The sequence below is a fragment of the Klebsiella sp. CD33 genome (genome assembly GCF_051992865.1).
In the GTDB taxonomy this organism is placed as follows: domain Bacteria; phylum Pseudomonadota; class Gammaproteobacteria; order Enterobacterales; family Enterobacteriaceae; genus Klebsiella; species Klebsiella pneumoniae.
The window spans coordinates 3,225,579-3,250,970 of the sequence record NZ_CP197023.1; the positions used below are offsets into that span (position 1 = coordinate 3,225,579).

The following is a 25,392-nucleotide window of genomic DNA, read 5'->3' on the forward strand; positions in this document are numbered from 1 at the left end:
CCGGGCAATCAGTCTGCGCTGCGATCAGCTAATGACAGCCGACGTCAGCTGTGTTTAATTAAGGCTCCCGGACGGGAGCCTTTTTTATGGGAGCAGAACAATGAAACGCACGTTATTTGCCGTGATGGCCCTGCTGGCCAGCGGCGCGGCGCTGGCGGACGAGTGCAGCAGCGCCAACACCCAAACCGAAATGAATCAGTGCGCGGCTGCGCAGTATCAGGCGGCCGATAAAAAACTGAACGACACCTGGCAGCAGGCCCTGCAGCGGGCGGTGGGTAAACAACAAACATTACTGAAGCAGGCGCAGCAGGCATGGATCGCCCTCCGCGACGCCGACTGCGCCTTTCTCGCGTCCGGCGCCGAAGGCGGCAGCATGCAGCCAATGCTGGTCAGCCAGTGCATGACCGATAAGAGCGTGGAGCGGGAGTCTTTCCTCGCCTCGCTGCTACAGTGCGAGGATGGCGATCAAAGCTGCCCGCTGCCGCCCGCCAATTAACGGACGCGAATGCCTTCGATAATCATCCGCTGGACATTATCGACCGTTTGTTCAAAAAAGGCCGCATCCTGCAGCGTGGCGCCGGTGACCGCCTCCACCTGGGTGGCGAAGTCGGCGTAATGCTGGGTGGTAGCCCAGATCATAAAGATTAAATGCTGTGGATCGACCGGCGCCAGCTTGCCGCGGTCGATCCAGCCGGAGACTATCGCCGATTTCTCATCGACCAGCGCTTTCAGATCCCCGGTCAGTTCGCCCATCAGCAGCGGCGCCCCCTGCAGCATCTCGAGGCAGAAGAGCTTCGAGGCCTGGGGGTGATCGCGGGACACCTCCAGCTTCAGGCGAATATATTCGCGGATCGCCACCAGCGGGCTGATATCCTCACGAAAGGCCTTCAGCGGCGCCAGCCAGATGGCGAGGATCTGCTGCAGGACTGCCACATACAGCGCCTCTTTCGAAGGGTAGTAATATAGCAGATTGGTTTTCGATACCCCGGCGCGTTCAGCCACCTGCTCCAGCCGCGTACCGTGAATACCAAATTGCGAAAATGCCTCCAGCGCGGCGGCCAGGATGGCCTCCTTTTTGGCGCTGACCGCTTGTGAACGTTTGCCGCTTTTCTTCACCGCGCCCTGTGCCATACATCCTCTCCTTCAGTTGACGCCACCAGCATAGCAAAAGCCCTGCGCCGACACGACCCCATGCACCCTGATTGCGCATGACTGCCGTTTTTTCGTGCACTGATTTTGACCATCCAGTCCACTTTTTTACCGTCCTTTTTAGCAACTCAAAAGTAACACATTAATAACATTAGCATTTATAAAACTGGCATCGCCTTTGCTTTACCTTTTCTGCGAGGTGGTCCAGGGAGAGGCAGGATGCCGCACCATCGCAACCCATCTTCCATGACTGCAGAGAGGTAGGTATGAAAATTGGTGTTTTCGTTCCCATTGGCAACAACGGCTGGCTGATCTCCACCCATGCCCCGCAGTATATGCCGACCTTTGAACTGAATAAGGCCATCGTGCAGAAGGCCGAGCACTACCATTTCGACTTCGCGCTCTCCATGATCAAACTGCGCGGCTTCGGTGGGAAAACTGAATTCTGGGATCACAACCTGGAGTCCTTTACCCTGATGGCCGGCCTGGCCGCGGTGACCTCGAAGATCCAGATCTACGCCACCGCCGCCACCCTGACGCTGCCGCCGGCGATTGTCGCCCGGATGGCCTCCACTATCGACTCCATCTCCGGCGGCCGGTTTGGCGTCAATCTGGTGACCGGCTGGCAAAAACCGGAATATGACCAGATGGGCATGTGGCCGGGAGATGACTATTTCGCCAGCCGCTATGACTATCTCACCGAATACGTCCAGGTGCTCCGTGACCTGTGGGGCACCGGGCGCAGCGATTTCAAAGGCGACTACTTCACCATGAACGACTGCCGGGTCAGCCCGCGCCCGTCGCAGCCGATGAAGGTGATCTGCGCCGGGCAGAGCGATGCCGGGATGGCCTTCTCCGCCCAGCATGCGGACTACAACTTTTGCTTTGGCAAAGGGGTCAACACGCCAACGGCCTTTGCCCCGACCGCCGCACGCATGATGCAGGCGGCGGAAAAAACCGGCCGCGACGTGGGGTCCTATGTGCTGTTCATGGTGATCGCCGACGAAACCGACGAGGCGGCGCGCGCCAAATGGGAACATTACAAAGCGGGCGCCGATGAAGAAGCGCTGGCGTGGCTCACCGAGCAGAGTCAGAAAGATACCCGCTCCGGCAGCGATACCAACGTGCGCCAGATGGCCGACCCCACCTCGGCGGTCAACATTAACATGGGCACCCTGGTCGGATCGTATGCCAGCGTCGCCCGTATGCTTGATGAAGTAGCGAGCGTGCCCGGCACCGACGGCGTGCTGCTGACCTTTGATGATTTTCTTGCCGGCATTGACGCCTTTGGCGAACGCATTCAGCCGCTGATGCGCTGCCGGGACCACATTGCTTCTGTTACCCGTGAGGTGGCCTGATGATTACCCTTCCCGCTCGCCCGGAATCCCTGACCTTCGCGCCGCAGCAGAGCGCGCTGATTGTGGTCGATATGCAGAACGCCTACGCCAGCCAGGGCGGTTATCTGGATCTCGCCGGCTTTGACGTCTCCGCTACCCGGCCGGTTATCGACAATATTAATACCGCCGTCGCCGCCGCTCGCGCCGCGGGTATGTTGATTATCTGGTTCCAGAATGGCTGGGATGACCAGTATGTTGAAGCCGGCGGCCCGGGCTCGCCGAACTATCACAAATCCAACGCGCTGAAAACGATGCGTCAGCGTCCGGAGCTGCAGGGCAAGCTGCTGGCGAAAGGCGGCTGGGATTATCAGCTGGTGGACGAGCTGACGCCGCAGGAAGGCGATATCGTGTTGCCGAAACCGCGCTACAGCGGCTTCTTTAACACCCCGCTCGACAGCATTTTGCGCAGCCGCGGCATACGCCACCTGGTGTTCACCGGGATCGCCACCAACGTCTGCGTCGAATCGACGCTGCGCGATGGCTTCTTTCTCGAATACTTCGGCATCGTGCTGGAGGATGCCACCCATCAGGCCGGCCCGGCCTTCGCCCAGCAGGCGGCGCTGTTCAATATTGAAACCTTTTTCGGCTGGGTCAGCGACGTTGAGAGCTTCTGCCACGAGCTGTCCCCCGCCGCCCCGCTGGCTTTAGCCAAGGAGAAACGTTATGCCTAAACAGGTGATTATTCCGCCAGGCACCACCGCGCCGATTGCCCCCTTTGTTCCGGGGACGCTCGCCGACGGGGTGGTCTACGTCTCGGGCACCCTGCCGTTTGATAAGCAAAACAATGTGGTGCACATCGGCGACCCAAAGGCGCAAACCCGCCACGTGCTGGAGACCATCAGGAGCGTTATCGAAACGGCGGGCGGGAGTATGGCGGATGTGACTTTCAACAGCATCTTTATCACCGACTGGACAAATTACGCCGCGATTAACGAGGTCTACGCCGAGTTCTTCCCCGGCGATAAACCGGCGCGCTTCTGCATTCAGTGCGGACTGGTGAAGCCCGATGCGCTGGTGGAAATCGCCAGCGTCGCCCATATCGGTACCCCGACATGATGAGGCTCAATATTGCTCCGGCTCCGTGGCCCGGCGCGCCGGTGGTGGTCCTCAGCGCCGGTCTGGGCGGGGGCGGCGGCTACTGGCTGGCGCAGCGCGCGGCGCTGGAGGAACAGTATCAGCTGGTGAGTTATGACCATAACGGGACCGGGGAGAACGCCGGTCCGCTGCCCGCCGACTACAGCCTGGCGACGATGGCCGGGGAGCTGTTCAGCGCTCTGCAAGCGGCGGGGATCGCCCGCTTCGCGCTGGTGGGCCACGCCCTGGGGGCGCTGATTGGCCTGCAGCTGGCGCTCGATCGCCCCGAGGCGGTGAGCGCCCTGGCGCTGGTCAACGGCTGGCTGTCGCTGTCGCCGCATACCCGCCGCTGCTTCCAGGTGCGCGAGCGTCTGCTGCATGCTGGCGGCGCACAGGCGTGGGTCGAAGCGCAGCCGCTATTTCTCTACCCGGCGGAATGGATGGCCGCGCGCCTGCCGCGCCTCGAAGCGGAAGATGCGCTTGCCATCAGCCATTTTCAGGGCAAAGAGAATCTGCTGAAGCGGCTGCAGGCCCTGAAGCAGGCTGATTTTTCACGCCGTGCGTCGGCCATCGCCTGCCCGACGCTGATTATCAGCGCCGCTGACGACCTGCTGGTCCCCGCCTCCTGCTCCCGCGTGCTGCAGACGGCGATCCCCGGCAGCCAGCTCGTGGAAATGCCGTGGGGCGGCCATGCCTGTAACGTCACCGACGCCGATACCTTTAATACCATTTTACGCGACGGGCTGTCCGCTATGCTGCCGGTCGCCAGGGAGACCCGATGAACGACGCGATAAACCACACGGCCTGCGAGACGCTGTTTACCCAGGCCCGGACCCACAACGGCTGGCTGGATAAGCCGGTGAGCGATGCGCAGCTGCAGGCCGTCTGGGACCTGATGAAAATGGGGCCGACTTCCGCCAACTGTTCGCCAGCGCGCATCGTGTTCGTGCGCAGCGCGGAAGGCAAAGAGAAACTTCGCCCGACGCTCTCCAGCGGCAATCTGCAGAAAACCATGCAGGCGCCGGTGACCGCCATCGTGGCGTGGGATAGCGCCTTCTACGACCGGCTGCCGACCCTGTTTCCCCACGGTGACGCCCGCAGCTGGTTTACCTCCAGCCCGCAGCTGGCGGAAGAGACCGCGTTTCGCAACAGCTCCCTGCAGGCGGCGTATCTGATTTTTGCCTGCCGGGCGCTGGGCCTCGACACCGGGCCAATGTCCGGTTTTGACCGGGAAAAAGTCGACGCGGCATTTTTTGCCGACAACGGCTGGAAAAGCAATCTACTGGTGAATATCGGCTATGGCGACCCCGGCAAGCTGTACGGCCGCCTGCCGCGCCTGTCCTTTGATGAAGCCTGCCTGCTGGCATAAGGAGTTTACGATGGAGTTAACGGACAAAGCGAGTTTCCGTGACGCCATGGCCCACGTCGGCGCCGCGGTTAACATTATTACCACCGATGGCCCGGCGGGCCGGGCGGGGTTCACCGCCAGCGCGGTCTGCAGCGTTACCGACACGCCGCCGACCCTGCTGGTCTGCCTGAACCGCTCGGCTTCGGTGTGGCCGGTGTTCAGCGAACACCACACGCTGTGCGTCAATACCCTGGCGGCCGGACAGGAGGCCCTGTCGACGCTGTTTGGCGGTAAAACCGCAATGGACGAGCGTTTTGCCGCCGCCGACTGGCAGACCGGCGCCACCGGCTGTCCGCGGCTGGAGGCGGCTCTGGTCAGCTTTGACTGCCGCATCGACCAGCGCGTCAGCGTCGGGACGCACGACATTCTGTTTTGTCACGTCGTGGCCATTACCCGTCACCCGGAGCCCCGGGGACTGATGTGGTTTGACCGCGGCTATCACACGCTTATGCGACCCGCTTGTTAACCTTTAACCCGGGATATCATCATGGCACTCTTCGATTTTCCTCGCTGGAAGCTGACCTCCCCCGCCGCCGAATCCGGCGTTGTCGCCCCCGATGAACGCTTGTCGGCCGGGCAAACGCTGGTGATGGGCGTGCAGCACGCCGTTGCGATGTTCGGCGCGACGGTGCTGATGCCGTTGTTGATGGGGCTCGACCCGAACCTGTCTATTCTGATGTCGGGCGTCGGCACCCTGCTGTTCTTTGTCGTCACCGGCGGACGGGTGCCGAGCTATCTCGGCTCCAGCGCCGCTTTTGTCGGGGTGGTGATCGCCATTACCGGCTTTAACGGCCAGGGGCTGAACCCTCATCTGAGCGTCGCCCTTGGCGGGATCATCGCCTGCGGGCTGGTCTACACCCTGATTGGTCTGGTGGTGATGAAGATCGGCACCCGCTGGATCGAGCGCCTGATGCCGCCGGTGGTGACCGGCGCGGTGGTGATGGCTATCGGCCTGAACCTGGCGCCGATTGCCGTGCGCAGCGTCTCCGCCAGCGCCTTCGACAGCTGGATGGCGGTGTTAACTGTGCTCTGCATCGGCATAGTGGCGGTATTTACCCGCGGGATGCTGCAGCGACTGCTGATCCTGGTCGGCCTGATCGTCGCCTGCGCGCTGTACGCCCTGCTGGCTAACGGCCTGGGCCTTGGCAAACCGCTGGACTTCTCCCCCCTCGCCCAGGCGGCGTGGTTCGGGCTGCCGCACTTTACCCCCCCATCCTTTAACGGCCAGGCGATGATGTTGATTGCGCCGGTCGCGGTGATCCTGGTGGCCGAGAACCTCGGGCACCTGAAGGCCGTCGCCGGGATGACCGGGCGCAATATGGACCCGTACATGGGGCGCGCCTTCGTCGGCGACGGGCTGGCGACCATGCTCTCCGGTTCGGTGGGCGGCAGCGGGGTCACCACCTATGCGGAGAACATCGGCGTCATGGCGGTGACCAAGGTCTACTCAACGCTGGTGTTTGTCGCCGCGGCGCTGATTGCCATACTGTTGGGTTTCTCGCCGAAGTTCGGCGCATTAATCCACACCATTCCCGGGCCGGTGATCGGCGGCGCCTCGATCGTGGTATTTGGCTTAATTGCCGTCGCCGGGGCGCGGATCTGGGTGCAAAACCGGGTGGATCTGAGTCAAAACAGCAATTTGATCATGGTGTCGGTGACCCTGGTGCTGGGCGCCGGCGATTTCGCGCTGTCGCTGGGCGGCTTTACGCTGGGCGGGATTGGCACGGCCACCTTCGGGGCGATCCTGCTGCACGCGCTGCTTCATCGCGGGACGCGCGAGGCGAAGGAGGCCAGGGTAACGCCGGTGTAAGCCACATTAGCGCGGCGTTGGCGCAGGGAGCGGTGTGGGCCTGGGTGGTGTGATCCTGTAGGCCGGATAAGGCATTTATGCCGCCATCCGGCACCACCACGGGCACGGAACCTGACCGCCCGGCGGCGCTGCGCTTGCGCGGGCCTGGAGACTGCCACGGCCTTCCGGGAATGTCTCAGCGATTTTGAGGCCGTCAGCACCGGCAGTTTCAGCAAGAAAGGTGAATAAATTAACGGCAGGTCGTACGAACGTAGGCCGGGTAAGGCGCAGCCGCCACCCGGCATAAAAGCGGCTCCGTTCCCGCAGTCATCGCCCGGCGGCGCTGCGCTTGCACGGGCCTGGAGACAATCAGAGCCGGACGAGTACCAGCCAGGATAAGCGCCGCTGTCGGGTCAGAAGGAAAATATTATGGCTCGCGGCGATCGGCCAGGTCCGTGAGCGGCTGCGCATCGTCGTTTGTGGAAACCTGCGGCGGCGACTTGCGCTTCCACTTCAGCTCGCTCACCAGCACCCCCGCGAGGATCAAAACGCAGCCGAGCAGAGCCAGCAGCGGCAGACGCTCACCGGCCAGCCGGCCAAAAATACCGGCCCATACCGGTTCACCGGTATAAATAAGGGTGGCCCGCGTCGGCGAGACGCTGCGCTGCGCCCAGTTCATGGTCACCTGAATGATCGCGCTGAAAATCCCCAGCCCCAGCGCGACGCCGAGCAGGGCCGGCGTCAACGACGGCACCGATTCACCCGCCGGCTTCATGGCGGCGAAAGCCACCAGCGACGCGGTCGCCAGCTGCACCACCGTCACCCGGCGGACATCGACTTTTCCGGCCCAGGCGCTGATAAGGATAATCTCCGCCGCGATCGCTACCGCACTTGCCAGAGTGATCATCTCCCCCACGCCAAGCGCCAGCAGATTATTTTCCGGCCCGGCCAGCAGAATTAAACCAATAAAGGCCAGCACAATCCCCACGCAGGACATCACCCCCGGCATACGTCCCAGGCACAGCCACTGCAGCAGCGGCACCAGCGGCACATACATCGCGGTGATAAAGGCAGATTTACTGCTGGAGATGGTCTGTAGTCCCCAGGTCTGCAGGCCATACCCCAGCGCAATCGCCACGCCAATCGCTACCCCGGCCTTCACCTCCAGCCACGTCAGACCGCGCAGAGTGCGCAGCGAAAGCAGGCCCACCGCCAGCGCGGCGGTCGCAAAACGCAAACCGACAAAAAACAGCGGCCCGCTGAGGCTCACCGCGTACTGTACGGCAAGGAACGTCCCTCCCCAGAACATGGTGATCATGATAAGGAGCGCTTCCTGGCGGCTAACGGAGAATTTTAACGAAGACATAAGACAGCCATGACGATTAACGGGCGACCAGTGTGCAATCCGCCCGGCGGGAGCGCAACCACCGACAGATAAAAAAACCGCCGGCAGATGCCGGCGGCGAGGGCGATGCGGTTGGGTCGGGGAGATTAACACCGCATCAAAGAGAACAGTGCGAGTCGCGCGTTAACTTTCACGACTACCATGACTGTTTTTACCCCCTTTTTTGCCAGCCTCTGAGGCGCGCTGAGGGTCATTTTTAAAATTCCCCCCGCTATGCTGGCCACCTTTACGTCCTGCTTCTGATGCTCTTTCACGGTCTTCAGCAAAGTTGCCGGAACCGCCACGATGGTTTGCCATTACTGACCTCCATTAGGTTAGACATCATAGTGCATTACGCGGGAGCGGCGACGCCGCTGTCCTGCCGCGTATCTATAAGGTTAGTGAATGACTGCGGCTGACGGCGGCGAATGTAATATCCAGAAACAAAGCCGGGCGAAAAAAGCTTCCTCGCGCCGCGAACAGCTCCTAACCGACTCTGCTGGCGAAGAAAAAATAGTCAGCAAAAATGTATCCTGATGCTACATCCTCGCCGCAGCGGCCAAAATAGCAGGCGCAACGCTTCCTCCTTCACTTCCTTTCAGGCCGCGCGGTGCAAGGAAAAGTAAATAACGCTTTGTCATTTTGTTATAAATCAAACAAATGCCCGTTGGATTTGCACTCTCCGGCGGAGGCTTTATCTTTAAAGGTACCAGCTATTTTGCTGGCTTATAATGCAACCGAGGAGTGATGGAAATGGCTAAAATTCTGGTGCTTTATTATTCCATGTATGGACACATTGAAACCATGGCTCACGCCGTCGCCGATGGGGCGAACCGGGTGGACGGCGTTGAGGTGGTTGTGAAGCGCGTGCCGGAAACCATGCAGGCTGAAGCATTCGCCAAAGCAGGCGGGAAAACGCAAAACGCGCCCGTCGCCACGCCGCAGGAGCTGGCAGAGTATGACGCCATCATCTTTGGTACCCCGACGCGCTTCGGCAACATGTCCGGTCAGATGCGTACTTTCCTCGATCAAACCGGCGGTCTGTGGGCGTCCGGCGCTCTGTATGGCAAAATCGCCAGCGTATTTAGCTCAACCGGTACCGGCGGCGGCCAGGAACAAACCATTACCTCGACCTGGACGACGCTGGCCCACCACGGCATGATCATCGTCCCGATCGGCTATGGCGCCCAGGAGCTATTCGATATCTCCCAGGTACGCGGCGGTACCCCTTATGGCGCAACCACCATCGCCGGCGGCGACGGCTCGCGGCAGCCGAGCGAGGAAGAGTTAGCCATCGCCCGCTATCAGGGTGAACATGTCGCCAAACTGGCCGTTAAACTGCACGGCTAATCTTCTGCAGGAGGAGCACTATGCCAACTCAAGAAGCAAAAGCACATCGCGTCGGCGAATGGGCAAGTTTACGTAACACCTCACCGGAAATTGCCGAGGCGATTTTCGAAGTCGCCCACTACGATGAGAAACTGGCGGAGCAAATCTGGGAGGAAGGCAGCGACGAAGTGCTGGCGCTGGCCTTTGCCAAAACCGATAAAGACAGCCTGTTCTGGGGCGAACAGACGATTGAGCGTAAAAACGTCTAGGAGGTTTATCCCCACCTGGGCTCACCCTAACCTGCTAAAAAAACCCGGAGTGCTCCGGGTTTTTTTCGTTATTTCGCCGCCTCGTTGATCACCTTTTTAAAGGTCTCCAGCGGGCAGAATCCCTGGTCATCAACCGGACAGCCGTTAAGCGCCAGAGTGACCCGCTGCGGCGGGGCCTGCAGGGTTAACGCGTCGGCGTTACGCAGTTGCTCGGTACTTTGATAGACATACTCAATCTTCATCAGATCGCGATTGCCGGCGCTGTCATGCCAGCGCTGAAACAGCAGTTTGCCGCCGATAGGAGTGCGCTCATACTGGCCGGGCAGTTGATAGGGCTTAAAGTCCAGGGCGGTGAGCAGCGAGGCGATATTCGAGTCGTGTCCGACTAGCAGCGTGACTTTCGCCTTGCTGGCTCCCTCGCCCACCAGCGCGTTATCGATATATTTAACCAGCGGTTTGGCGACGTTTTGCGCCACCGCCACCGAGGTAAACAGACTATCCTGATAGCCGTTTTTCAGCTTCGACAGCACTTGCCACTGCTTATCGCTGGCGATCTCCCCCCACGCCACCTGATCTTTCGGGAAGCCTTCATAATATTGCAGGGTGAAGGCGTCTACCAGCGAGTTGCCCACCTTCAACGGTCCGGACACTCCCGGCTCCTGCTGATAACCGGCGCTAAAGGTATCTTTACCCTCGCTCAGGGAACAGACCTTCTTCTCTTTGCAGGAGGGCGAGTTGCGGTAATCGATCATCGTCTCCAGCAGCTTGTAGCTCTCGGTCAACTGCATTCCCTGGCGCTCTTTTTCCATCGCCTGCAGCGCTTTCTCGCGAAACGCCGGGGAGTCGTCGGTAATAACCGGGTTGAAGGTCGGGTCCATGGTGCCCATCTGCGGCTGGTGATGCACCGGGATGCCGCAGCCCGGGAACGCGCCGGTGATAAAGAACTGCGCGGTGGCGACGGTGCGCTGCAGGCTGTTAGCGTAGGCATAAACCGCGTTTTCCGGCGGGCACTCGCCGCTGGTCACCAGCTTCTGCTGCGCCAGCCATTCGCGCATATAGTGGCCCATATACACCTCCAGCACACCGCCTTTGGTGGTCAGCTGGCCGCCCGGCACATCCCACTGCGGCCAGGCCTTGGCGGTGGACTGCTCCAGCACGCTGCCGTTATTGGCCAACGGCGCACGCAGGTTGTGACGGCTCATGATCAGCACCTGCTGCAGCTGATACCCCTCCGGGGCGGCCGTGTCCTGCGCCTGAGCGCCAGCGGATAACATCACCGCGCCGGCAACGGCGGCGGCAAGTAGACGTTTTTTCATCCCTTCATCCTTAGTCATTTATTATCATCGCGTTAATTGTGCCGGATTTATGACATTTTTCCTGGTAATCGCTCGCAAACTTAGACCGTAGCCGAAAATTTCCCCTGCAGGGCAAAGAGTTTTATAATGAAACAATTAACCTGGAGGCTTTCGTGAAACGTACCCGTCTGGAAAACAGCTGTTGCCCTATCGCCCGCTCCCTCGACGTTATCGGCGACTGGTGGTCGCTGCTGATCGTCCGCGATGCTCTGCGCGGGGTGCGCCGTTTTAGCGAATTCCAGAAAAACCTCGGTATCGCCAAAAACATGCTCGCCGGGCGGCTGAAAATGCTGGTGGATGAAGGCATCCTGCGCCTGCAGCCGGCCTCCGACGGCAGCGCCTGGCAGGAGTATGTCCTGACCGATAAGGGCCGTGCCCTGCAGACGGTGCTGGTCGCCCTCTCCCAGTGGGCAGACGACTATCTGTTCGATCCTGACGAACCGGCGACCCGGCTCATTGACCGCCAGCAGCGCCAGCCCCTGCGTAAGCTGGTCCTGCAGTCGGCGGATGGCCGTGAGCTGGCCCCGGCGGACATCACCATCGCTATCCCGCTGAACGACTAAACGCTGCCCGCGACAGGCAAAAATGAAAAAGTCCTGGTAAAATGGTTGCATTATTAAACCTAATATCTCATGCTGAATTTGGTTTAATAATGCAACCTTTTACGAGGCGTTTCTCATGACCCAACCATCGCACACAGCTTTTATCACCGGCGCGTCCTCAGGTATCGGCGCGATCTATGCCGAACGACTCGCCGCCCGCGGCTACAACCTGATCCTCGCCGCCCGTCGTGAAGACCGTCTGCAGGCGCTCGCCGACCAGCTGCAGGCGCGCTACGCCATCCAGGCAAGCATCCTCAAAGCCGATCTTAGCGAAGAGCACGGGATTGCCGCCGTAGAGCAGCGTCTGCAGCAGGATCCCGCCATCGACCTGTTCATTAACAACGCCGGCACCGCGAAATTGGCGGATTTTCTCGCCAGTACGCCACGCGAGCACCAGGCGATTCATACGCTCAACACCACCGCGCTGCTGCGTCTGAGCTATGCCGCGCTGGCCGCTTTCACCCCACGACGCCGGGGGACGCTGATCAATATTGCCTCTATCCTCGCGCTGCATACGCTGCCGGGCAGCGCAGTCTACAGCGCCAGCAAAGCCTGGGTGTTGAGCTTCACCCGCGGCCTGCAGGAGGAGTTTGCCGACAGCGGCGTGCGTATTCAGGCGGTATTGCCGGCGGCGACCGCTACCGATCTGTGGCCGACCTCCGGCGTGGCGCTGGACACTCTGCCCAGCGGCACGGTAATGACCACCGAGGATCTGGTTGACGCCGCTCTCAGGGGGCTGGAGATGGGGGAATAGGTCACCTTACCACCGGTTCATGACCTGGGACTGTGGGAGACTTTTGAGCAGTCCAGACTGGCGCTGTTTACCAGCGCGCGAACCGGACAGCCTGCGCCGCGGTATCGATAAGCGGCACCGTGCGGCGGACGCTACTCCGGTAGCGGAACCGCCGTCAGGGTACAGATCGCCTCGTGCTCGCCGCCGCGGCGATCGGTAATCACCACCTTATCGCCCGCCTTTTTGCCTTCACACGGCTTGAGGACCTGCTCCACGATCCGCTCGCGGCTCGCCTGACGTTCACTTTCAGCCTGACTGGCGAAGGCAGACAGCGCCAACGCTACGCCCAGCAGGCTGAGGGTTTTCTTATACATGACTGACTCTCAGATCGTTCTTATTCGCGGTCAGCGTAACTCGCTGTAGGCCGCACTTCTGTAAAATCACTTAACGGAGTGTTACGCCATTTCAGGTGAAACCCAGGCGGTCACATCCCTGCGGGAAATATTTTATCACAACCCCGCCGCCGGATATTCTCGCGATGAGGCGTCATCTTTCAGACATATCCCGATGTTATCTTCACACAGAGCCCTGTATCTTTTTCCCTTTCCAAACAGAATATTAGGTTGGTCTATGTCGGGTCTTATTCTCTTTATCGTCGCGGTGGCGCTGCTGGGCGTCGCCATCTACAGCCTGGTGTCGTACCTCAAAGAGCGGCGCGCCAGTCAGTTACCTGTCCATAAAAAGAAGAAATAATACCTTCCGTTCCCCACCGTTTTCTGCTGATTTCTTTACCGTCCTGTACTGTCCCTTACCGAAGCCAAAACGAAAGCAGGCCTGCGGGCCTGCCTTCGTTCAGTTTATGCCTCAGAACCTATGACTCCCAGGCCTGCTCCGCTTTAGCGGCATCAAACTGCGGCGGCGGTTTGCGGAAGCGTCGGGTCAGATAAGTCAGGTACAGCAGACCAAGCGCCGCCCACACCAGGCCGAGCGTCAGGGAGGTGGCCTCGAGATTGATCCACAATACCCCGACCGTCAACGCCCCGACCATCGGCAGCAGCAGATAATGCAGTCGATCCTTCCAGGTTTTGTTGTACCCCTTGCGCCGCCAGAAGTGGTTGAACACCGACAGGTTAACGAAGGTGAAGGCCACCAGCGCGCCGAAATTAATCAACGCGGTGGCGGTCACCAGGTCGAAGAACAGCGCCGACAGCGCAACGATGCCCACCATAATCACGTTCAGCGCCGGGGTACGCCATTTCGGATGCACATAGCCAAAAATGCGCTCCGGGAAGACGTTGTCGCGGCCCATCACGTACAGCAGACGGGAGACGCTGGCATGGGAGGCCAGGCCGGACGCCAGGGTGTTAACAAAGGTGGTGCACAGGAAAATCGACTGGAACAGCTTGCCGCCCACGTACAGCGCAATCTCCGGCAGCGCGGCATCGGGGTCTTTAAAGCGATGAATATCCGGGAAGAACAGCTGCATAAAGAACGACGCGACGATAAAGATAATGCCGCCGTACATCGCGGTGAGAAAAATTGCCTTCGGGATCACTCGCGCGGCGTCAGGGGTCTCTTCCGACAGGGTGGTCACCGCGTCGAAACCGAGAAACGAGAAGCAGACAATGGTCGCGCCGGTAATAATCGGGATCAAATGCGCATTCTGGCTGATAAACGGCTGCAGCGACCAGACGGTACCCACCCCCTCGCCTTTATGCAGCCCCTGCACCACCAGAATGACAAACACCACCATGATCGAAATCTGCACCAGCACGAACAGGGTATTGAAGTTGGCCACCAGGTTAACGCTTTTCAGGTTCGCGGCGGTCAGAATAGCGACAAAGGTCACTACCCACACCCACGGCGGCACTTCGGGGAACAAGGCCGAGAGATAGATCTTCGCCAGCAGGACGTTGATCATCGGCAGAAACAGATAATCCAGCAGCGACGACCAACCGACCATAAAGCCGACGTGCGGACTGATGGATTTTTGCGCGTAGGTATAGGCGGAACCGGCTTCCGGAAACTGACGCACCAGTTTGCCGTAGCTGATGGCGGTGAACAGCACGCCAGCCAGCGCCAGCAGATAAGACGCCGGAACGTGGCCATTGCTGATGCCGGAGACGATGCCGAAGGTATCAAACACCGTCATTGGCGTCAGATAGGCCAGCCCCATCATCACCACTTGCCAGAGTTTGAGGGATTTACGCAGACGCGGTCTGCCCGCCTGAGCGGCGTTATGCGCCGGAGGATTAATAGCCATCGCCCATCCCCCCCTTGCTGTTAACAGTTTGCGGGCCCAACGTCCGCGTGACAAACCTGCTTAGCAAAGGGGTAAGGCGTAGATAAAAGGGTAAGACGGACCGGTAAGCGGTAGCTGGCTGGCATCCAATGCGGCCTGAGCGGCCTCCCTCTCCCTGCGGATATTTGAACATCTGCATCATCTCATTTCCTCGTCACACACTGTGTCGTTAACTGAAGCCCCGTTGCCGCCTGCGCTCCTTAACGCGACATCCGGGAAATGGCTGGGCTCCCAGCAAAAACGTCGGCCAGGCTCCGCTCAGGCCGTATGATGCTACTGATTACCAAACTTATGGGCCCCTCGCGGGGCGACCATCAGGCGTTTTTCAACATCCACTCAATTTCGGTTTCTGTGATAAGACGCTCAAACTGCAGTAATTCATCATGCTTACAGGCATGGAAAACATGGCAGAAACGCTCGCCGAGGCGCTCACGCAAGTGATCGTTCTGCATAAACTCCCACAGCGCATCGCTCTGGCGGATCGGGAACGGCAGGCCCTCTTGTTCCAGACCGTTACCTTCCACCTCTTCCTGTAAAGGCAGCTGGGGGTTATCCAGCCCGTGCAGAATGCCGGCGAAAATCGCCGCCATCACCAGATACGGGTTGGCATCCGCCCCCGCGACGCGATACTCCACGCGGTGGTTCTGCCGCTCGCCGCACGGAATACGCAGCGCGACGGTGCGGTTGTTATGCCCCCACGAAGCCTGCGTCGGGACGTACATCCCCGGCTGGAAGCGGCGATACGAGTTCACGTTCGGCGCCAGCAGCGCCATCGAGGCCGGCATCAGATCGATCATCCCGGCCAGTGCGCGTTTGAGCAGCGCAGAGTCTTCCCCATCGCCGTCCACCAGCACGTTTTCCCCTTTATTGTTCAGCATGCTGATGTGGATATGCATCCCACTGCCGGCATGCTCTTCATAAGGCTTCGCCATAAAAGTGGCGTGCATCTTATGCTTCTCCGCCATCAAACGCACGAGACGTTTTAACGCCAGCGCATCATCGCAGGCGTCCAGCACGTTATCGGTATGGTGAAGGTTGATTTCAAACTGGCCCGGCGAGGCTTCCGCCACCGCGCCATCGGCGGGGATCAGCTGCAGTTTGGCCAGCTCGTCGATGTCGTTGAGCACGTCGGCGAAGTGGTTAAGGTTATCGACCGAGTAGACCTGGCTTTGGGTGTTGCGATCGTCAGTGCCCGGCGCACACGGCGGCTGCAGGTAGCCTTCGGCATCGCGTTTGCGGTCCAGTAAATAGAACTCCAGCTCTACCGCTACCACGGGGAACAGCCCGCGCTGGCGCAACTGCTGCCAGAGGCGGTTGAGTACGTTCCGCGGCTCAACGTCAAAGGGAGCGCCATCTTCATCAACCATGGTTAGCTGTACCTGGGCTATCGATTGTGGGTCAGCCGCCGAAGGGGTTAAGGTGCCGGGTACCGGGATGCAGCTGCGATCCGGCTCGCCCATCTCCTGGCCCAGACCGGCCTCTTCCACCACATTGCCGAGAATATCCATCGCAAACACCGAGGCCGGGAAATAACAGCCTTTCTCCAGTTTGCTCAGGCCGGCAACCGGGATGCGCTTGCCGCGGAAGCAGCCGTTCAGGTCAGTGAGGAGGACATCGACATACTGGGTATCAGGGTAGGTTTCGAGGTAGCGCTTCACTTCTTTCGCGAACGCGCTAACCCGTCTCTCTTCCGTTTGCTGAACAAAATTCTCAACTTCTACGATATTGGTTTCCATGATTCACCGCCGTTGGTTGGGTTTCGGTCCTGCACTCAGACCGTTAAATATAATGTCCACCCCATCGACTGTGTATGCAAATAAATTGTTTGTCAAATGTTAAATTAAGTTTGCAAAGGGCTATTTCCACTGCTAGATTGAGAAAATATTGAACGATATGGCCGTTAAACCCGCTATAGCGGTCATAATTTAGTCCACTTTGTGAGGGCGATCATGGAAAATATAATGTACAAGCCAGTTATTGGCGTCGTGATGTGTAGAAACAGGCTTAAGGGTCACCAGACCCAGACCTTGCAAGAAAAGTACCTGAATGCAATTGTGAACGCCGGCGGACTGCCGATTGCCCTGCCGCATGCGCTGGCGGAGCCGGAGCTACTGAACGCGGTCGTTGATAAACTGGACGGGATCTACCTGCCAGGCAGCCCCAGCAATGTGCAGCCGCACCTTTATGGTGAAAACGGCGATGAGCCTGACGCCGACCCCGGGCGTGATCTTCTGAGCATGGCGCTGATTAACGCCGCGCTCGAAAGGCGCATCCCCATTTTCGCCATCTGTCGTGGACTGCAGGAACTGGTTGTCGCCACCGGCGGGACTCTGTATCGTCGTCTGTTCGAGCAGCCTGAGCTCCTTGAACATCGCGAAGATCCTGAACTGCCCGTCGAGCAGCAGTATGCGCCGTCCCATCAGGTTGAGGTTCAGGAAGGAGGATTGCTGTCGCAATTGATACCGGGCTGCAACACGTTTTGGGTAAACTCGCTACATGGGCAAGGGGCAAAAACCCTCAGTCCGCAGCTGCGCGTGGAGGCGCGAGCGCCAGATGGACTGGTGGAAGCGGTCAGCGTGAACGATCATCCTTTCGCGCTGGGCGTACAATGGCATCCAGAATGGAACAGTAGCGAATACGCCCTGTCGCGTATGTTGTTTGATGGTTTTATCACCGCCTGTCAGGGCCATCATGCTGAAAAGCGGCGGCGCTGACCACTACCGTTAAGGAAATGCAAATATGAGCGATGACGGACTGGCGCCAGGGAAACGTCTGTCAGAGATCCGCCAACAGCTGGGTCTCTCACAGCGTCGTGCCGCCGAACTGTCTGGGTTAACACATAGTGCCATCAGCACCATAGAGCAGGATAAAGTCAGTCCTGCCATCAGTACGCTGCAAAAGCTGCTGAAAGTCTATGGGCTGTCGCTCTCGGAATTCTTTTCTGAACCCGAAAAGCCGGACGAACCCCAGGTGGTCATTAATCAGGATGACCTGATTGAGATGGGAAGTCAGGGCGTTTCCATGAAGCTGGTTCATAACGGAAATCCGAACCGTACGCTGGCGATGATTTTTGAAACTTACCAGCCTGGAACCACGACCGGGGAGAGGATTAAGCATCAGGGTGAGGAGATAGGCACCATACTGGAAGGTGAGATCGTGCTGACCATTAACGGTCAGTCGTACCACCTGGTGGCTGGACAGAGCTATGCCATTAATACCGGCATTCCGCACAGCTTCAGCAACACCTCGGCAGGCATCTGCCGCATCATCAGTGCCCACACCCCCACCACATTCTGATTATTTCGCCTGAACGAGGTTCAGGCTTACTTCAGGCCTGTCGCGACGGAAAATCTATTTTCGTCGCGGCGAAGAACTCGTAGTAATAACGTCTGCGCCGTACGGAATATTATTTCCTGTTGGCCCTGAAATAATTAACGCCAGTGAATGGCGACTCGCTCCTGAATAATTCGGGTTGCAAACAACCCGTCAAAACTCAGGAGAATAAAACGGTATTCAACTCCGGGGATACGCTATGCCCTGCGCCCGGCGCAGTGCCCCCGTGCAGCCTGAAAACGCCGCACTGATTAATTTGCCGATAATGTTTTTAAGGAGTCATGATGAATTTTCAGCACCTGGCTTACTGGCAGGAAAAAGCGAAAAACCTGGCCATTGAAACGCGCTTATTTATTAACGGCGAATATTGCGCCGCGGCCGATAATACCACCTTTGAGACTATCGACCCTGCCGCGCAGCAGACATTAGCCCAGGTCGCCCGCGGTAAAAAAGCCGACGTCGAACGGGCGGTGAAAGCCGCGCGCCAGGCTTTTGATAACGGCGACTGGTCGCAGGCCTCCCCCGCACAGCGTAAAGCGATCCTCACTCGCTTTGCTGATCTGATGGAGGCCCATCGTGAAGAGCTGGCGCTGCTGGAAACGCTGGATACCGGCAAACCGATTCGCCACAGCCTGCGCGACGATATTCCCGGCGCCGCCCGCGCCATTCGCTGGTATGCCGAAGCGCTGGATAAAGTCTATGGCGAAGTGGCCCCCACCGGCAGCAACGAGCTGGCGATGATCGTTCGCGAACCAATTGGCGTGATCGCCGCGGTGGTGCCGTGGAACTTCCCGCTGCTGCTGGCCTGCTGGAAACTCGGCCCGGCGCTGGCGGCGGGCAATAGCGTAATCCTCAAACCCTCGGAAAAATCGCCGCTCACCGCCCTGCGTCTGGCCGGGCTGGCGAAAGAGGCCGGCCTGCCGGACGGCGTGTTGAACGTGGTCAGCGGCTTTGGCCACGAGGCCGGGCAGGCGCTGGCCCTGCATCCTGATGTTGAAGTCATCACCTTCACCGGATCCACCCGCACCGGCAAGCAGCTGCTGAAAGACGCCGGCGACAGCAATATGAAGCGCGTGTGGCTGGAAGCGGGCGGCAAGAGCGCCAACATTGTCTTCGCCGACTGCCCGGATCTGCAACAAGCGGTTCGCGCCACCGCCGGCGGCATCTTCTACAACCAGGGACAGGTGTGCATCGCCGGGACCCGTCTGCTGCTCGAGGAGAGCATCGCTGACGAGTTCCTGGCGCGGCTGAAAGGTGAGGCGCAACACTGGCAGCCGGGCAACCCGCTCGATCCGGACACCACCATGGGCATGCTGATTGACAATACCCATGCCGACAACGTGCATAGCTTTATTCGCGGCGGCGAAAGCCAAAGCACCCTGTTCCTCGACGGACGGAAAAACCCGTGGCCTGCCGCCGTTGGCCCGACCATTTTCGTTGACGTCGACCCGGCATCAACCCTCAGCCGGGAAGAGATCTTCGGCCCGGTGCTGGTGGTGACCCGCTTCAAAAGCGAAGAAGAGGCGCTAAAGCTCGCCAATGACAGCGACTACGGCTTGGGCGCCGCGGTGTGGACCCGCGATCTCTCCCGCGCCCACCGCATGAGCCGCCGCCTGAAGGCCGGCTCGGTCTTCGTCAACAACTATAACGATGGTGATATGACCGTTCCGTTCGGCGGCTACAAGCAGAGCGGCAACGGGCGCGATAAATCGCTGCACGCACTGGAAAAATTCACCGAACTGAAAACCATCTGGATTGCCCTGGAGTCTTGATCATGACTGAACATACCACTAGCTACTATGCCGCCAGCGCCAACAAGTATGAACCGTTCCCGACGCTGGAGGGATCCATCAACTGTGACGTCTGCGTCGTCGGCGGCGGCTACACCGGCCTCTCGTCTGCCCTGCATCTGGCCGAAATGGGCTACGACGTGGTGGTGCTGGAAGGGGCGCGCATCGGCTTCGGCGCCAGCGGCCGCAACGGCGGTCAGCTGGTCAACTCCTATAGCCGCGATATCGACGTCATTGAAAAGAACTACGGCCCGGATGCGGCAAAAATGCTCGGCAGCATGATGTTCGAAGGCGGCGATATCATCCGCGAACGCATCCAGCGGTATCAGATCCAGTGCGATTACCGCCCGGGCGGCCTGTTCGTGGCGATGAACCATAAACAGCTGGAAACCCTGGAAGAGCAGAAAGCCAACTGGGAGCGCTACGGCAACACCCAGCTGGAGCTGCTGGACAGAGAGGCCATTCGTCGCGAAGTGGACAGCGACCGCTACGTCGGCGCCCTGCTCGACCACAGCGGCGGCCATATTCACCCGCTGAACCTTGCCATCGGCGAAGCGGATGCCATTCGCCTGAACGGCGGCCGGGTGTATGAGCAGTCGCCGGTCACCCGCATCCAGCACACCAGCCCGGCGGTGGTCAGCACCGCGCGCGGCCAGGTCACCGCGCGCTACGTGATCGTCGCCGGCAACGCCTATCTCGGCGATAAACTGGAGCCGGAGCTGGCGAAACGCAGCATGCCGTGCGGCACCCAGGTGGTCACTACCGCTCCGCTGTCGGAAGAGGTCGCCCGCTCGCTGATCCCGAAAAACTACTGTGTGGAAGACTGTAACTACCTGCTGGACTACTACCGTCTGACCGGCGACAACCGTCTGCTGTACGGCGGAGGTGTAGTCTACGGCGCGCGCGATCCGGACGACGTGGAGCGGCTGATTATGCCGAAACTGCTGAAAACCTTCCCGCAGCTGCAGGGGGTGAAGATTGACTACCGCTGGACGGGCAACTTCCTGCTAACCCTGTCGCGGATGCCGCAGTTCGGGCGTCTCGATAACAATATTTACTACATGCAGGGCTACAGCGGCCACGGCGTGACCTGTACCCACCTTGCCGGACGCTTGATTTCAGAGCTGCTGCGCGGCGACGCCGAGCGTTTCGACGCCTTCGCCAAACTGCCGCACTACCCGTTCCCGGGCGGCCGCAGCCTGCGCATTCCTTTTACCGCCATGGGCGCCGCCTACTACAGCCTGCGCGACCGCCTTGGGGTTTAATCGCCTCTGCCGACGGCGCTGGCCGTCGGCTCATGCTGCGGATAGTGCAACTGAAAGTAGTGGCGCAGAAACTCCACGGTGGTGCGGATTTTGGCCGACGTCGCCAGCCGGGAGACGTAAACCGCCCAGACGTTGGCCGGCTGCCAGTAGTCCGGCAGCACCTGCACCAGATGTCCGCTGGCGATATTCTCCCGGACGTCCCACCACGAACGGAGCGCAATCCCCTGCCCGTCCAGACACCACTGATGCACAATTTCACCATGGTTGGAGGAGAGCGGCCCGGTTACCTTGATGGCGTGCTGGCCCTCTTTACTATGCAATTGCCAGACGCCGAACGGGTGATCGCGCTCTTTAATCACCAGGCAGGGTAACGCGGCCAGATCGCTCAGCTGTTTCGGCGGCGCATGGCGGGCAAGGAACTGCGGCGAGGCGCAGAGTACGCGGTGATTGGCCGCCAGCTGGCGGGCAATCAGATTCGGTGCGATATCGTCGCCGACGCGAATATCGAGATCCACCCCTTCATTGACTAAATCCACCAGCCGGTCCTGGACATCGAAACGCAGCTCCAGCTGCGGGTACTGGAGAGCCAGCGCCGACAGCGCCGGGGCGACAACCCGACGGCCAAAGCCGAAGCTACTGATAATACGCAGCGTTCCCTGCGGCACCTGGCGCACGTCGGAAAGCTCATCCATCATCTCATCGACATCCTGCAAAATGCGCTGCGCCCATTCATAGATCCGCTCCCCCTCTTCGGTAATGGTGACCCGGCGGGTGGTCCGGTGCAGCAACATCACATTCAGGGTTTGCTCCAGCAGCGAAACCCGCTTGCTGACGAACGCCGGCGATACGCCAAGCTCCTCGGCGGCGGCGGCGAACCCGGCCCGGCGAGCGACCAGCATAAAGACGCGTAAATCATTTAGCAGCGGCAGATTATTCATGATCTGTGTTTTATGTTTCACCAGTTAGCGTGATTAATTATGAACCAGTCAATTATAGGATAGGCAGGTGGTCAAACATCATCGTTAAAAAGTGAGAACCGGAATGAAAAAAACCTGTCGTATTGCCGCCATCCCGGGTGACGGAATTGGCAAAGAAGTGCTGCCTGAAGGGATTCGCGTGTTGCAAGCCGCTGCGCAGCGTTGGGATCTGTCGCTGAGCTTCGAGCAGATGGAGTGGGCAAGCTGCGAATATTACGCCCATCACGGCAAGATGATGCCGGACGACTGGCGCGAGCAGCTGCAGGGCTTCGATGCTATCTACTTCGGCGCCGTCGGCTGGCCGGATACCGTTCCCGACCACATTTCGCTGTGGGGGTCGCTGCTGAAGTTCCGCCGCGAGTTCGATCAATACGTCAACCTGCGCCCGGTGCGCCTGTTCCCCGGCGTCCCCTGCCCGCTGGCGGGTAAAAAGGCCGGCGATATTGATTTTTACGTGGTGCGCGAAAATACCGAAGGCGAATATTCCGCCCTCGGCGGCCGCGCCAATGAAGGCACCGAGCATGAATTGGTGATTCAGGAGTCGGTCTTCACCCGCCGCGGCGTGGACCGGATCCTGCGCTACGCCTTTGAGCTGGCGCAAAGCCGCCCACGCAAAACGCTAACCTCCGCAACCAAATCCAATGGCCTGGCCATCAGCATGCCCTATTGGGATGAGCGGGTGGAAGAGATGGCCAAAAACTATCCCGAAATTCGCTGGGACAAGCAGCATATCGATATCCTGTGTGCCCGTTTCGTGCTGCAGCCGGAGCGTTTCGACGTGGTAGTGGGTTCTAACCTGTTCGGCGATATTCTCTCCGATCTCGGCCCGGCCTGTACCGGCACTATCGGTATTGCGCCATCGGCCAATCTCAATCCGGAGCGCAATTTCCCGTCGCTGTTCGAACCGGTTCACGGGTCGGCGCCGGATATTTACGGTAAAAATATCGCCAACCCGATCGCCACCGTTTGGGCCGGGGCGATGATGCTCGATTTCCTCGGCAACGGCGATGAGCGCTACCACGCCGCTCACGATGGCATTCTGGCGGCGATTGAGCAGACGATCGCCTGCGGACCGAAAACTCCGGACATGAAAGGCAGTGCCTCAACGCAGCAGGTTAGCGAGGCTATCTGCAAGGCCATTTTGGCGTAATTACTCCGCCGCTCCCCGGTGGCGCTGCGCTTACCGGGGCTACAATGGCACGATAATGTAGTGAGTAGGCCGGGTAAGGCACAGCCGCCACCCGGCAAAAAACGGCACAGCAAGTAGCCCGGGTAAGGCGCAGCCGCTACCCGGGAAAACCCGCGCGCCTGGTCCGCCAACGCCCCTCTCTTTTCGCTATGCAGAATCCCCCACGATTGACAAGTGAACCGCATCACAGCGGTGAACTTTATTAATTCCTGAAAGGACAGAACCTGCGCCAATTCACCTTTTATTATTTCCGTTTCGTGTTTTATTGCTTCACGAAACGGCCAATTGTTTAATTCATGTAACGAAGAAATAATCCAATTGTTAATAGCATTTTGCTACGAACCCTGACCCTACAGCGTGATAACAACGACAGGCTAAAGCCACCGACGGGCAATCATGCCCAGGAGATCACTCATGTTGAGCAACGTAAAGAAAAAAGATGTGCCGCTGATTGCCATCAGCCTGGCGGCCATTGTTTTCATCGCCGCTACATTAAGTCTCTTCCCCCAGCAAACCGCGCAAGCGGCTGATTCGATTTTTAACGGCGTGACCCGCCTGCTGGGTTCCACGGTACAGGTACTGGTGCTGCTGGCGCTGGGACTGGTGTTGTATCTGGCCACCAGCAAATACGGCAATATCCGTCTCGGCGAAGGTAAAGTCGAATACAGTACCCTCTCATGGCTGTTTATGTTTATCTGCGCCGGTCTCGGCTCCTCCACGCTGTACTGGGGCGTTGCCGAATGGGCTTATTACTACCAGACCCCGGGCCTTAACATTGCCCCGCAATCGCCGAAAGCGCTGGAATACAGCATCCCTTACTCTTTCTTCCACTGGGGCGTAAGCGCCTGGGCAACCTATACCCTCGCCTCGCTGATCATGGCCTATCACTTCCACGTGCGGAAAAATAAAGGCCTCAGCCTCTCCGGGATCGTTTCGGCGATCACCGGCGTTAATCCGCAAGGTTTCTGGGGCCGTCTGGTCGATCTGATGTTCCTGATCGCTACCGTCGGCGCGTTAACCATTTCGCTGGTAGTCACCGCCGCCACCTTCACCCGCGGCCTGTCAGCGCTGACCGGACTGCCGGATAACTTCACCGTGCAGGCATTTGTGATCCTGCTCTCCGGCGGTATTTTCTGCATGAGTTCGTGGATTGGCATCAACAACGGCCTGCAGCGCCTGAGCAAAATGGTCGGCTGGGGGGCGTTTCTGCTGCCGTTGGTGGTATTACTGGTTGGCCCGACCGAATTCATCACCAATAACGTCATTAACGCCGTCGGCCTGACGACCCAAAACTTCCTGCAGATGAGCCTGTTTACCGACCCGCTCGGCGACGGCGCCTTTACCCGCAACTGGACCGTCTTCTACTGGCTGTGGTGGATCTCCTATACCCCAGGCGTGGCGATGTTCGTCACCCGCGTCTCCCGCGGGCGCAAAATCAAAGAGGTGATCTGGGGACTGCTCCTCGGTAGCACCGCCGGCTGCTGGTTTTTCTTCGGGGTGATGGAAAGCTACGCCATGCACCAGTTCGTTAACGGCGTGATTAACGTACCACAGGTGATGCAGACTCTCGGCGGCGAAACCGCCGTCCAGCAGGTCCTGATGTCGCTGCCGGCAGGTAAGCTGTTCCTCGCCGCCTATCTGTTCGTGATGATTGTTTTCCTCGCCTCGCACATGGATGCGGTGGCCTACACCATGGCGGCGACCAGTACCCGCAACCTGCGCGAAGGCGAGGATCCGGATCGCGGCATGCGCCTGTTCTGGTGCGTGGTGATCACCCTCATCCCGCTGTCGATTCTGTTTACCGGCGCTTCGCTTGAGACCATGAAAACTACCGTGGTGCTGACCGCCCTACCGTTCCTGGCCATTTTACTGATTAAAACCGGCGGCTTCGTGCGCTGGTTAAAACAGGACTACGCCCACGTTCCGGTCCATCAGATAGAAACCCATACCCCCGAGCCCATTATTAAAGCCGAGACGCTGCCGGTTGGCGCGGTACTCAAAGGCGACGGCCAGTCGCTGTAAAACCTCTTACTGACAATAATCACAA

Annotated in this window: 28 protein-coding genes and 1 pseudogene; 20 read left to right on the plus strand and 9 right to left on the minus strand. The window is 59.3% G+C overall.

The genetic code is table 11. The features are described 5' to 3' along the window. Window positions 1–100: 100 nt before the first annotated feature. Window positions 101–496, plus strand: coding sequence for a lysozyme inhibitor LprI family protein (locus ACR809_RS16095; protein WP_002898886.1), 396 nt, complete (start codon window positions 101–103; stop codon window positions 494–496). On the opposite strand, the gene rutR is transcribed toward ACR809_RS16095, so the two are convergent. Continuing rightward, complete coding sequence (rutR, locus tag ACR809_RS16100; protein ID WP_002898883.1) at window positions 493–1,131, minus strand: HTH-type transcriptional regulator RutR; 639 nt, start codon at window positions 1,129–1,131, stop codon at window positions 493–495. The two genes, ACR809_RS16095 and rutR, sit on opposite strands and share 4 nt — an antisense overlap. A 284-nt stretch (window positions 1,132–1,415) precedes the next feature. Here rutR and rutA point away from each other — a divergent pair, with 284 nt between their 5' ends. The 7 genes from rutA to rutG are packed head-to-tail and all read left to right on the plus strand — an operon-like array spanning window position 1,416 to window position 6,838. After that, on the plus strand, window positions 1,416–2,507 hold the full coding sequence (gene rutA, locus ACR809_RS16105) for a pyrimidine utilization protein A (protein ID WP_004176608.1): 1,092 nt from the start codon (window positions 1,416–1,418) through the stop codon (window positions 2,505–2,507). Next, window positions 2,507–3,217 carry a pyrimidine utilization protein B gene (gene rutB, locus ACR809_RS16110; protein ID WP_117076684.1) on the plus strand — a complete coding sequence of 237 codons (711 nt, stop codon included), beginning with the start codon at window positions 2,507–2,509 and terminating at the stop codon, window positions 3,215–3,217. Before rutA ends, rutB begins: the two co-directional genes overlap by 1 nt. Then, window positions 3,210–3,602 carry a pyrimidine utilization protein C gene (gene rutC, locus ACR809_RS16115; RefSeq protein ID WP_002898877.1) on the plus strand — a complete coding sequence of 131 codons (393 nt, stop codon included), beginning with the start codon at window positions 3,210–3,212 and terminating at the stop codon, window positions 3,600–3,602. The genes rutB and rutC overlap by 8 nt, the downstream gene beginning before the upstream one ends. Further along, window positions 3,599–4,402, plus strand: coding sequence for a pyrimidine utilization protein D (rutD, locus tag ACR809_RS16120; protein ID WP_004179289.1), 804 nt, complete (start codon window positions 3,599–3,601; stop codon window positions 4,400–4,402). Before rutC ends, rutD begins: the two co-directional genes overlap by 4 nt. After that, complete coding sequence (locus ACR809_RS16125) at window positions 4,399–4,989, plus strand: malonic semialdehyde reductase (RefSeq protein ID WP_002898814.1); 591 nt, start codon at window positions 4,399–4,401, stop codon at window positions 4,987–4,989. Before rutD ends, ACR809_RS16125 begins: the two co-directional genes overlap by 4 nt. A gap of 10 nt (window positions 4,990–4,999) precedes the next feature. Beyond that, entirely contained in the window at window positions 5,000–5,494 is a 495-nt protein-coding gene (rutF, locus tag ACR809_RS16130; protein ID WP_004176611.1) for an NADH-dependent FMN reductase RutF, read from the plus strand. 21 nt (window positions 5,495–5,515) lie between these two features. Next, complete coding sequence (gene rutG, locus ACR809_RS16135; RefSeq protein WP_122051422.1) at window positions 5,516–6,838, plus strand: pyrimidine utilization transport protein G; 1,323 nt, start codon at window positions 5,516–5,518, stop codon at window positions 6,836–6,838. 406 nt (window positions 6,839–7,244) lie between these two features. Here the strand turns inward: rutG and ACR809_RS16140 are convergent, their stop codons facing one another. Next, window positions 7,245–8,183 carry a DMT family transporter gene (locus tag ACR809_RS16140; RefSeq protein WP_004183619.1) on the minus strand — a complete coding sequence of 313 codons (939 nt, stop codon included), beginning with the start codon at window positions 8,181–8,183 and terminating at the stop codon, window positions 7,245–7,247. A gap of 162 nt (window positions 8,184–8,345) precedes the next feature. Further along, window positions 8,346–8,519, minus strand: coding sequence for a general stress protein (locus ACR809_RS16145; RefSeq protein ID WP_002898708.1), 174 nt, complete (start codon window positions 8,517–8,519; stop codon window positions 8,346–8,348). A gap of 87 nt (window positions 8,520–8,606) precedes the next feature. On the opposite strand from ACR809_RS16145, the gene ACR809_RS16150 reads away from it, so the two are divergent. From ACR809_RS16150 to ACR809_RS16160, 3 genes are all read left to right on the plus strand, one after another. After that, window positions 8,607–8,738, plus strand: coding sequence for a hypothetical protein (locus ACR809_RS16150; RefSeq protein ID WP_004224058.1), 132 nt, complete (start codon window positions 8,607–8,609; stop codon window positions 8,736–8,738). Between the two features lie 216 nt (window positions 8,739–8,954). Beyond that, window positions 8,955–9,551, plus strand: a complete 597-nt coding sequence (gene wrbA, locus ACR809_RS16155; RefSeq protein WP_002898704.1) for an NAD(P)H:quinone oxidoreductase — start codon at window positions 8,955–8,957, stop codon at window positions 9,549–9,551. 20 nt (window positions 9,552–9,571) lie between these two features. Then, entirely contained in the window at window positions 9,572–9,799 is a 228-nt protein-coding gene (locus ACR809_RS16160) for a YccJ family protein (RefSeq protein WP_002898701.1), read from the plus strand. Window positions 9,800–9,867: 68 nt separating this feature from the next. Here ACR809_RS16160 and agp read toward each other — a convergent pair whose 3' ends face one another. Next, window positions 9,868–11,115 (minus strand): bifunctional glucose-1-phosphatase/inositol phosphatase, encoded by a 1,248-nt coding sequence (gene agp, locus ACR809_RS16165; RefSeq protein WP_004183618.1) that lies wholly within the window; start codon window positions 11,113–11,115, stop codon window positions 9,868–9,870. Window positions 11,116–11,267: 152 nt separating this feature from the next. Here agp and ACR809_RS16170 point away from each other — a divergent pair, with 152 nt between their 5' ends. Together ACR809_RS16170 and ACR809_RS16175 are read left to right on the plus strand one after the other, a co-directional pair. Next, a complete protein-coding gene (locus ACR809_RS16170) occupies window positions 11,268–11,717 on the plus strand; it encodes a winged helix-turn-helix transcriptional regulator (RefSeq protein ID WP_023341274.1) in 450 nt (149 codons plus the stop codon). Window positions 11,718–11,832: 115 nt separating this feature from the next. Continuing rightward, a pseudogene (locus tag ACR809_RS16175) lies at window positions 11,833–12,621 on the plus strand (SDR family NAD(P)-dependent oxidoreductase). Window positions 12,622–12,641: 20 nt separating this feature from the next. Here ACR809_RS16175 and ACR809_RS16180 read toward each other — a convergent pair. Continuing rightward, window positions 12,642–12,863 carry a hypothetical protein gene (locus ACR809_RS16180; RefSeq protein WP_002898602.1) on the minus strand — a complete coding sequence of 74 codons (222 nt, stop codon included), beginning with the start codon at window positions 12,861–12,863 and terminating at the stop codon, window positions 12,642–12,644. Between the two features lie 256 nt (window positions 12,864–13,119). Here ACR809_RS16180 and ACR809_RS16185 point away from each other — a divergent pair, with 256 nt between their 5' ends. Further along, a complete protein-coding gene (locus tag ACR809_RS16185) occupies window positions 13,120–13,242 on the plus strand; it encodes a small membrane protein (RefSeq protein ID WP_002898600.1) in 123 nt (40 codons plus the stop codon). 118 nt (window positions 13,243–13,360) lie between these two features. Here ACR809_RS16185 and ACR809_RS16190 read toward each other — a convergent pair whose 3' ends face one another. The 3 genes from ACR809_RS16190 to ACR809_RS16200 form a co-directional block, all read right to left on the minus strand. Continuing rightward, the gene (locus ACR809_RS16190; RefSeq protein ID WP_004141463.1) at window positions 13,361–14,752 is read right to left on the minus strand and encodes an APC family permease; all 1,392 of its coding nucleotides are present in this window, start codon (window positions 14,750–14,752) and stop codon (window positions 13,361–13,363) included. Further along, window positions 14,742–14,933, minus strand: a complete 192-nt coding sequence (locus tag ACR809_RS16195; protein WP_004176616.1) for a YmjE family protein — start codon at window positions 14,931–14,933, stop codon at window positions 14,742–14,744. The genes ACR809_RS16190 and ACR809_RS16195 overlap by 11 nt, the downstream gene beginning before the upstream one ends. Window positions 14,934–15,105: 172 nt before the next feature. Next, on the minus strand, window positions 15,106–16,527 hold the full coding sequence (locus tag ACR809_RS16200; protein WP_002898595.1) for a glutamine synthetase family protein: 1,422 nt from the start codon (window positions 16,525–16,527) through the stop codon (window positions 15,106–15,108). 225 nt (window positions 16,528–16,752) lie between these two features. Here ACR809_RS16200 and puuD point away from each other — a divergent pair, with 225 nt between their 5' ends. From puuD to ACR809_RS16220, 4 genes are all read left to right on the plus strand, one after another. Continuing rightward, the gene (puuD, locus tag ACR809_RS16205) at window positions 16,753–17,505 is read left to right on the plus strand and encodes a gamma-glutamyl-gamma-aminobutyrate hydrolase (RefSeq protein WP_020802183.1); all 753 of its coding nucleotides are present in this window, start codon (window positions 16,753–16,755) and stop codon (window positions 17,503–17,505) included. A gap of 25 nt (window positions 17,506–17,530) precedes the next feature. After that, entirely contained in the window at window positions 17,531–18,088 is a 558-nt protein-coding gene (puuR, locus tag ACR809_RS16210) for an HTH-type transcriptional regulator PuuR (protein WP_002898590.1), read from the plus strand. 320 nt (window positions 18,089–18,408) lie between these two features. Beyond that, entirely contained in the window at window positions 18,409–19,896 is a 1,488-nt protein-coding gene (gene puuC / locus ACR809_RS16215) for an aldehyde dehydrogenase PuuC (protein WP_122051423.1), read from the plus strand. A gap of 2 nt (window positions 19,897–19,898) precedes the next feature. Next, entirely contained in the window at window positions 19,899–21,179 is a 1,281-nt protein-coding gene (locus tag ACR809_RS16220) for an NAD(P)/FAD-dependent oxidoreductase (protein WP_002898585.1), read from the plus strand. Here the strand turns inward: ACR809_RS16220 and ACR809_RS16225 are convergent. Next, a complete protein-coding gene (locus ACR809_RS16225) occupies window positions 21,176–22,138 on the minus strand; it encodes a LysR substrate-binding domain-containing protein (protein ID WP_004221441.1) in 963 nt (320 codons plus the stop codon). The genes ACR809_RS16220 and ACR809_RS16225 overlap by 4 nt on opposite strands. Window positions 22,139–22,220: 82 nt before the next feature. On the opposite strand from ACR809_RS16225, the gene ACR809_RS16230 reads away from it, so the two are divergent. Both ACR809_RS16230 and ACR809_RS16235 read left to right on the plus strand, forming a co-directional pair. Continuing rightward, a complete protein-coding gene (locus tag ACR809_RS16230) occupies window positions 22,221–23,306 on the plus strand; it encodes a tartrate dehydrogenase (protein WP_075394728.1) in 1,086 nt (361 codons plus the stop codon). 453 nt (window positions 23,307–23,759) lie between these two features. Continuing rightward, complete coding sequence (locus ACR809_RS16235; RefSeq protein WP_004183615.1) at window positions 23,760–25,367, plus strand: BCCT family transporter; 1,608 nt, start codon at window positions 23,760–23,762, stop codon at window positions 25,365–25,367. Window positions 25,368–25,392 lie beyond the last annotated feature (25 nt).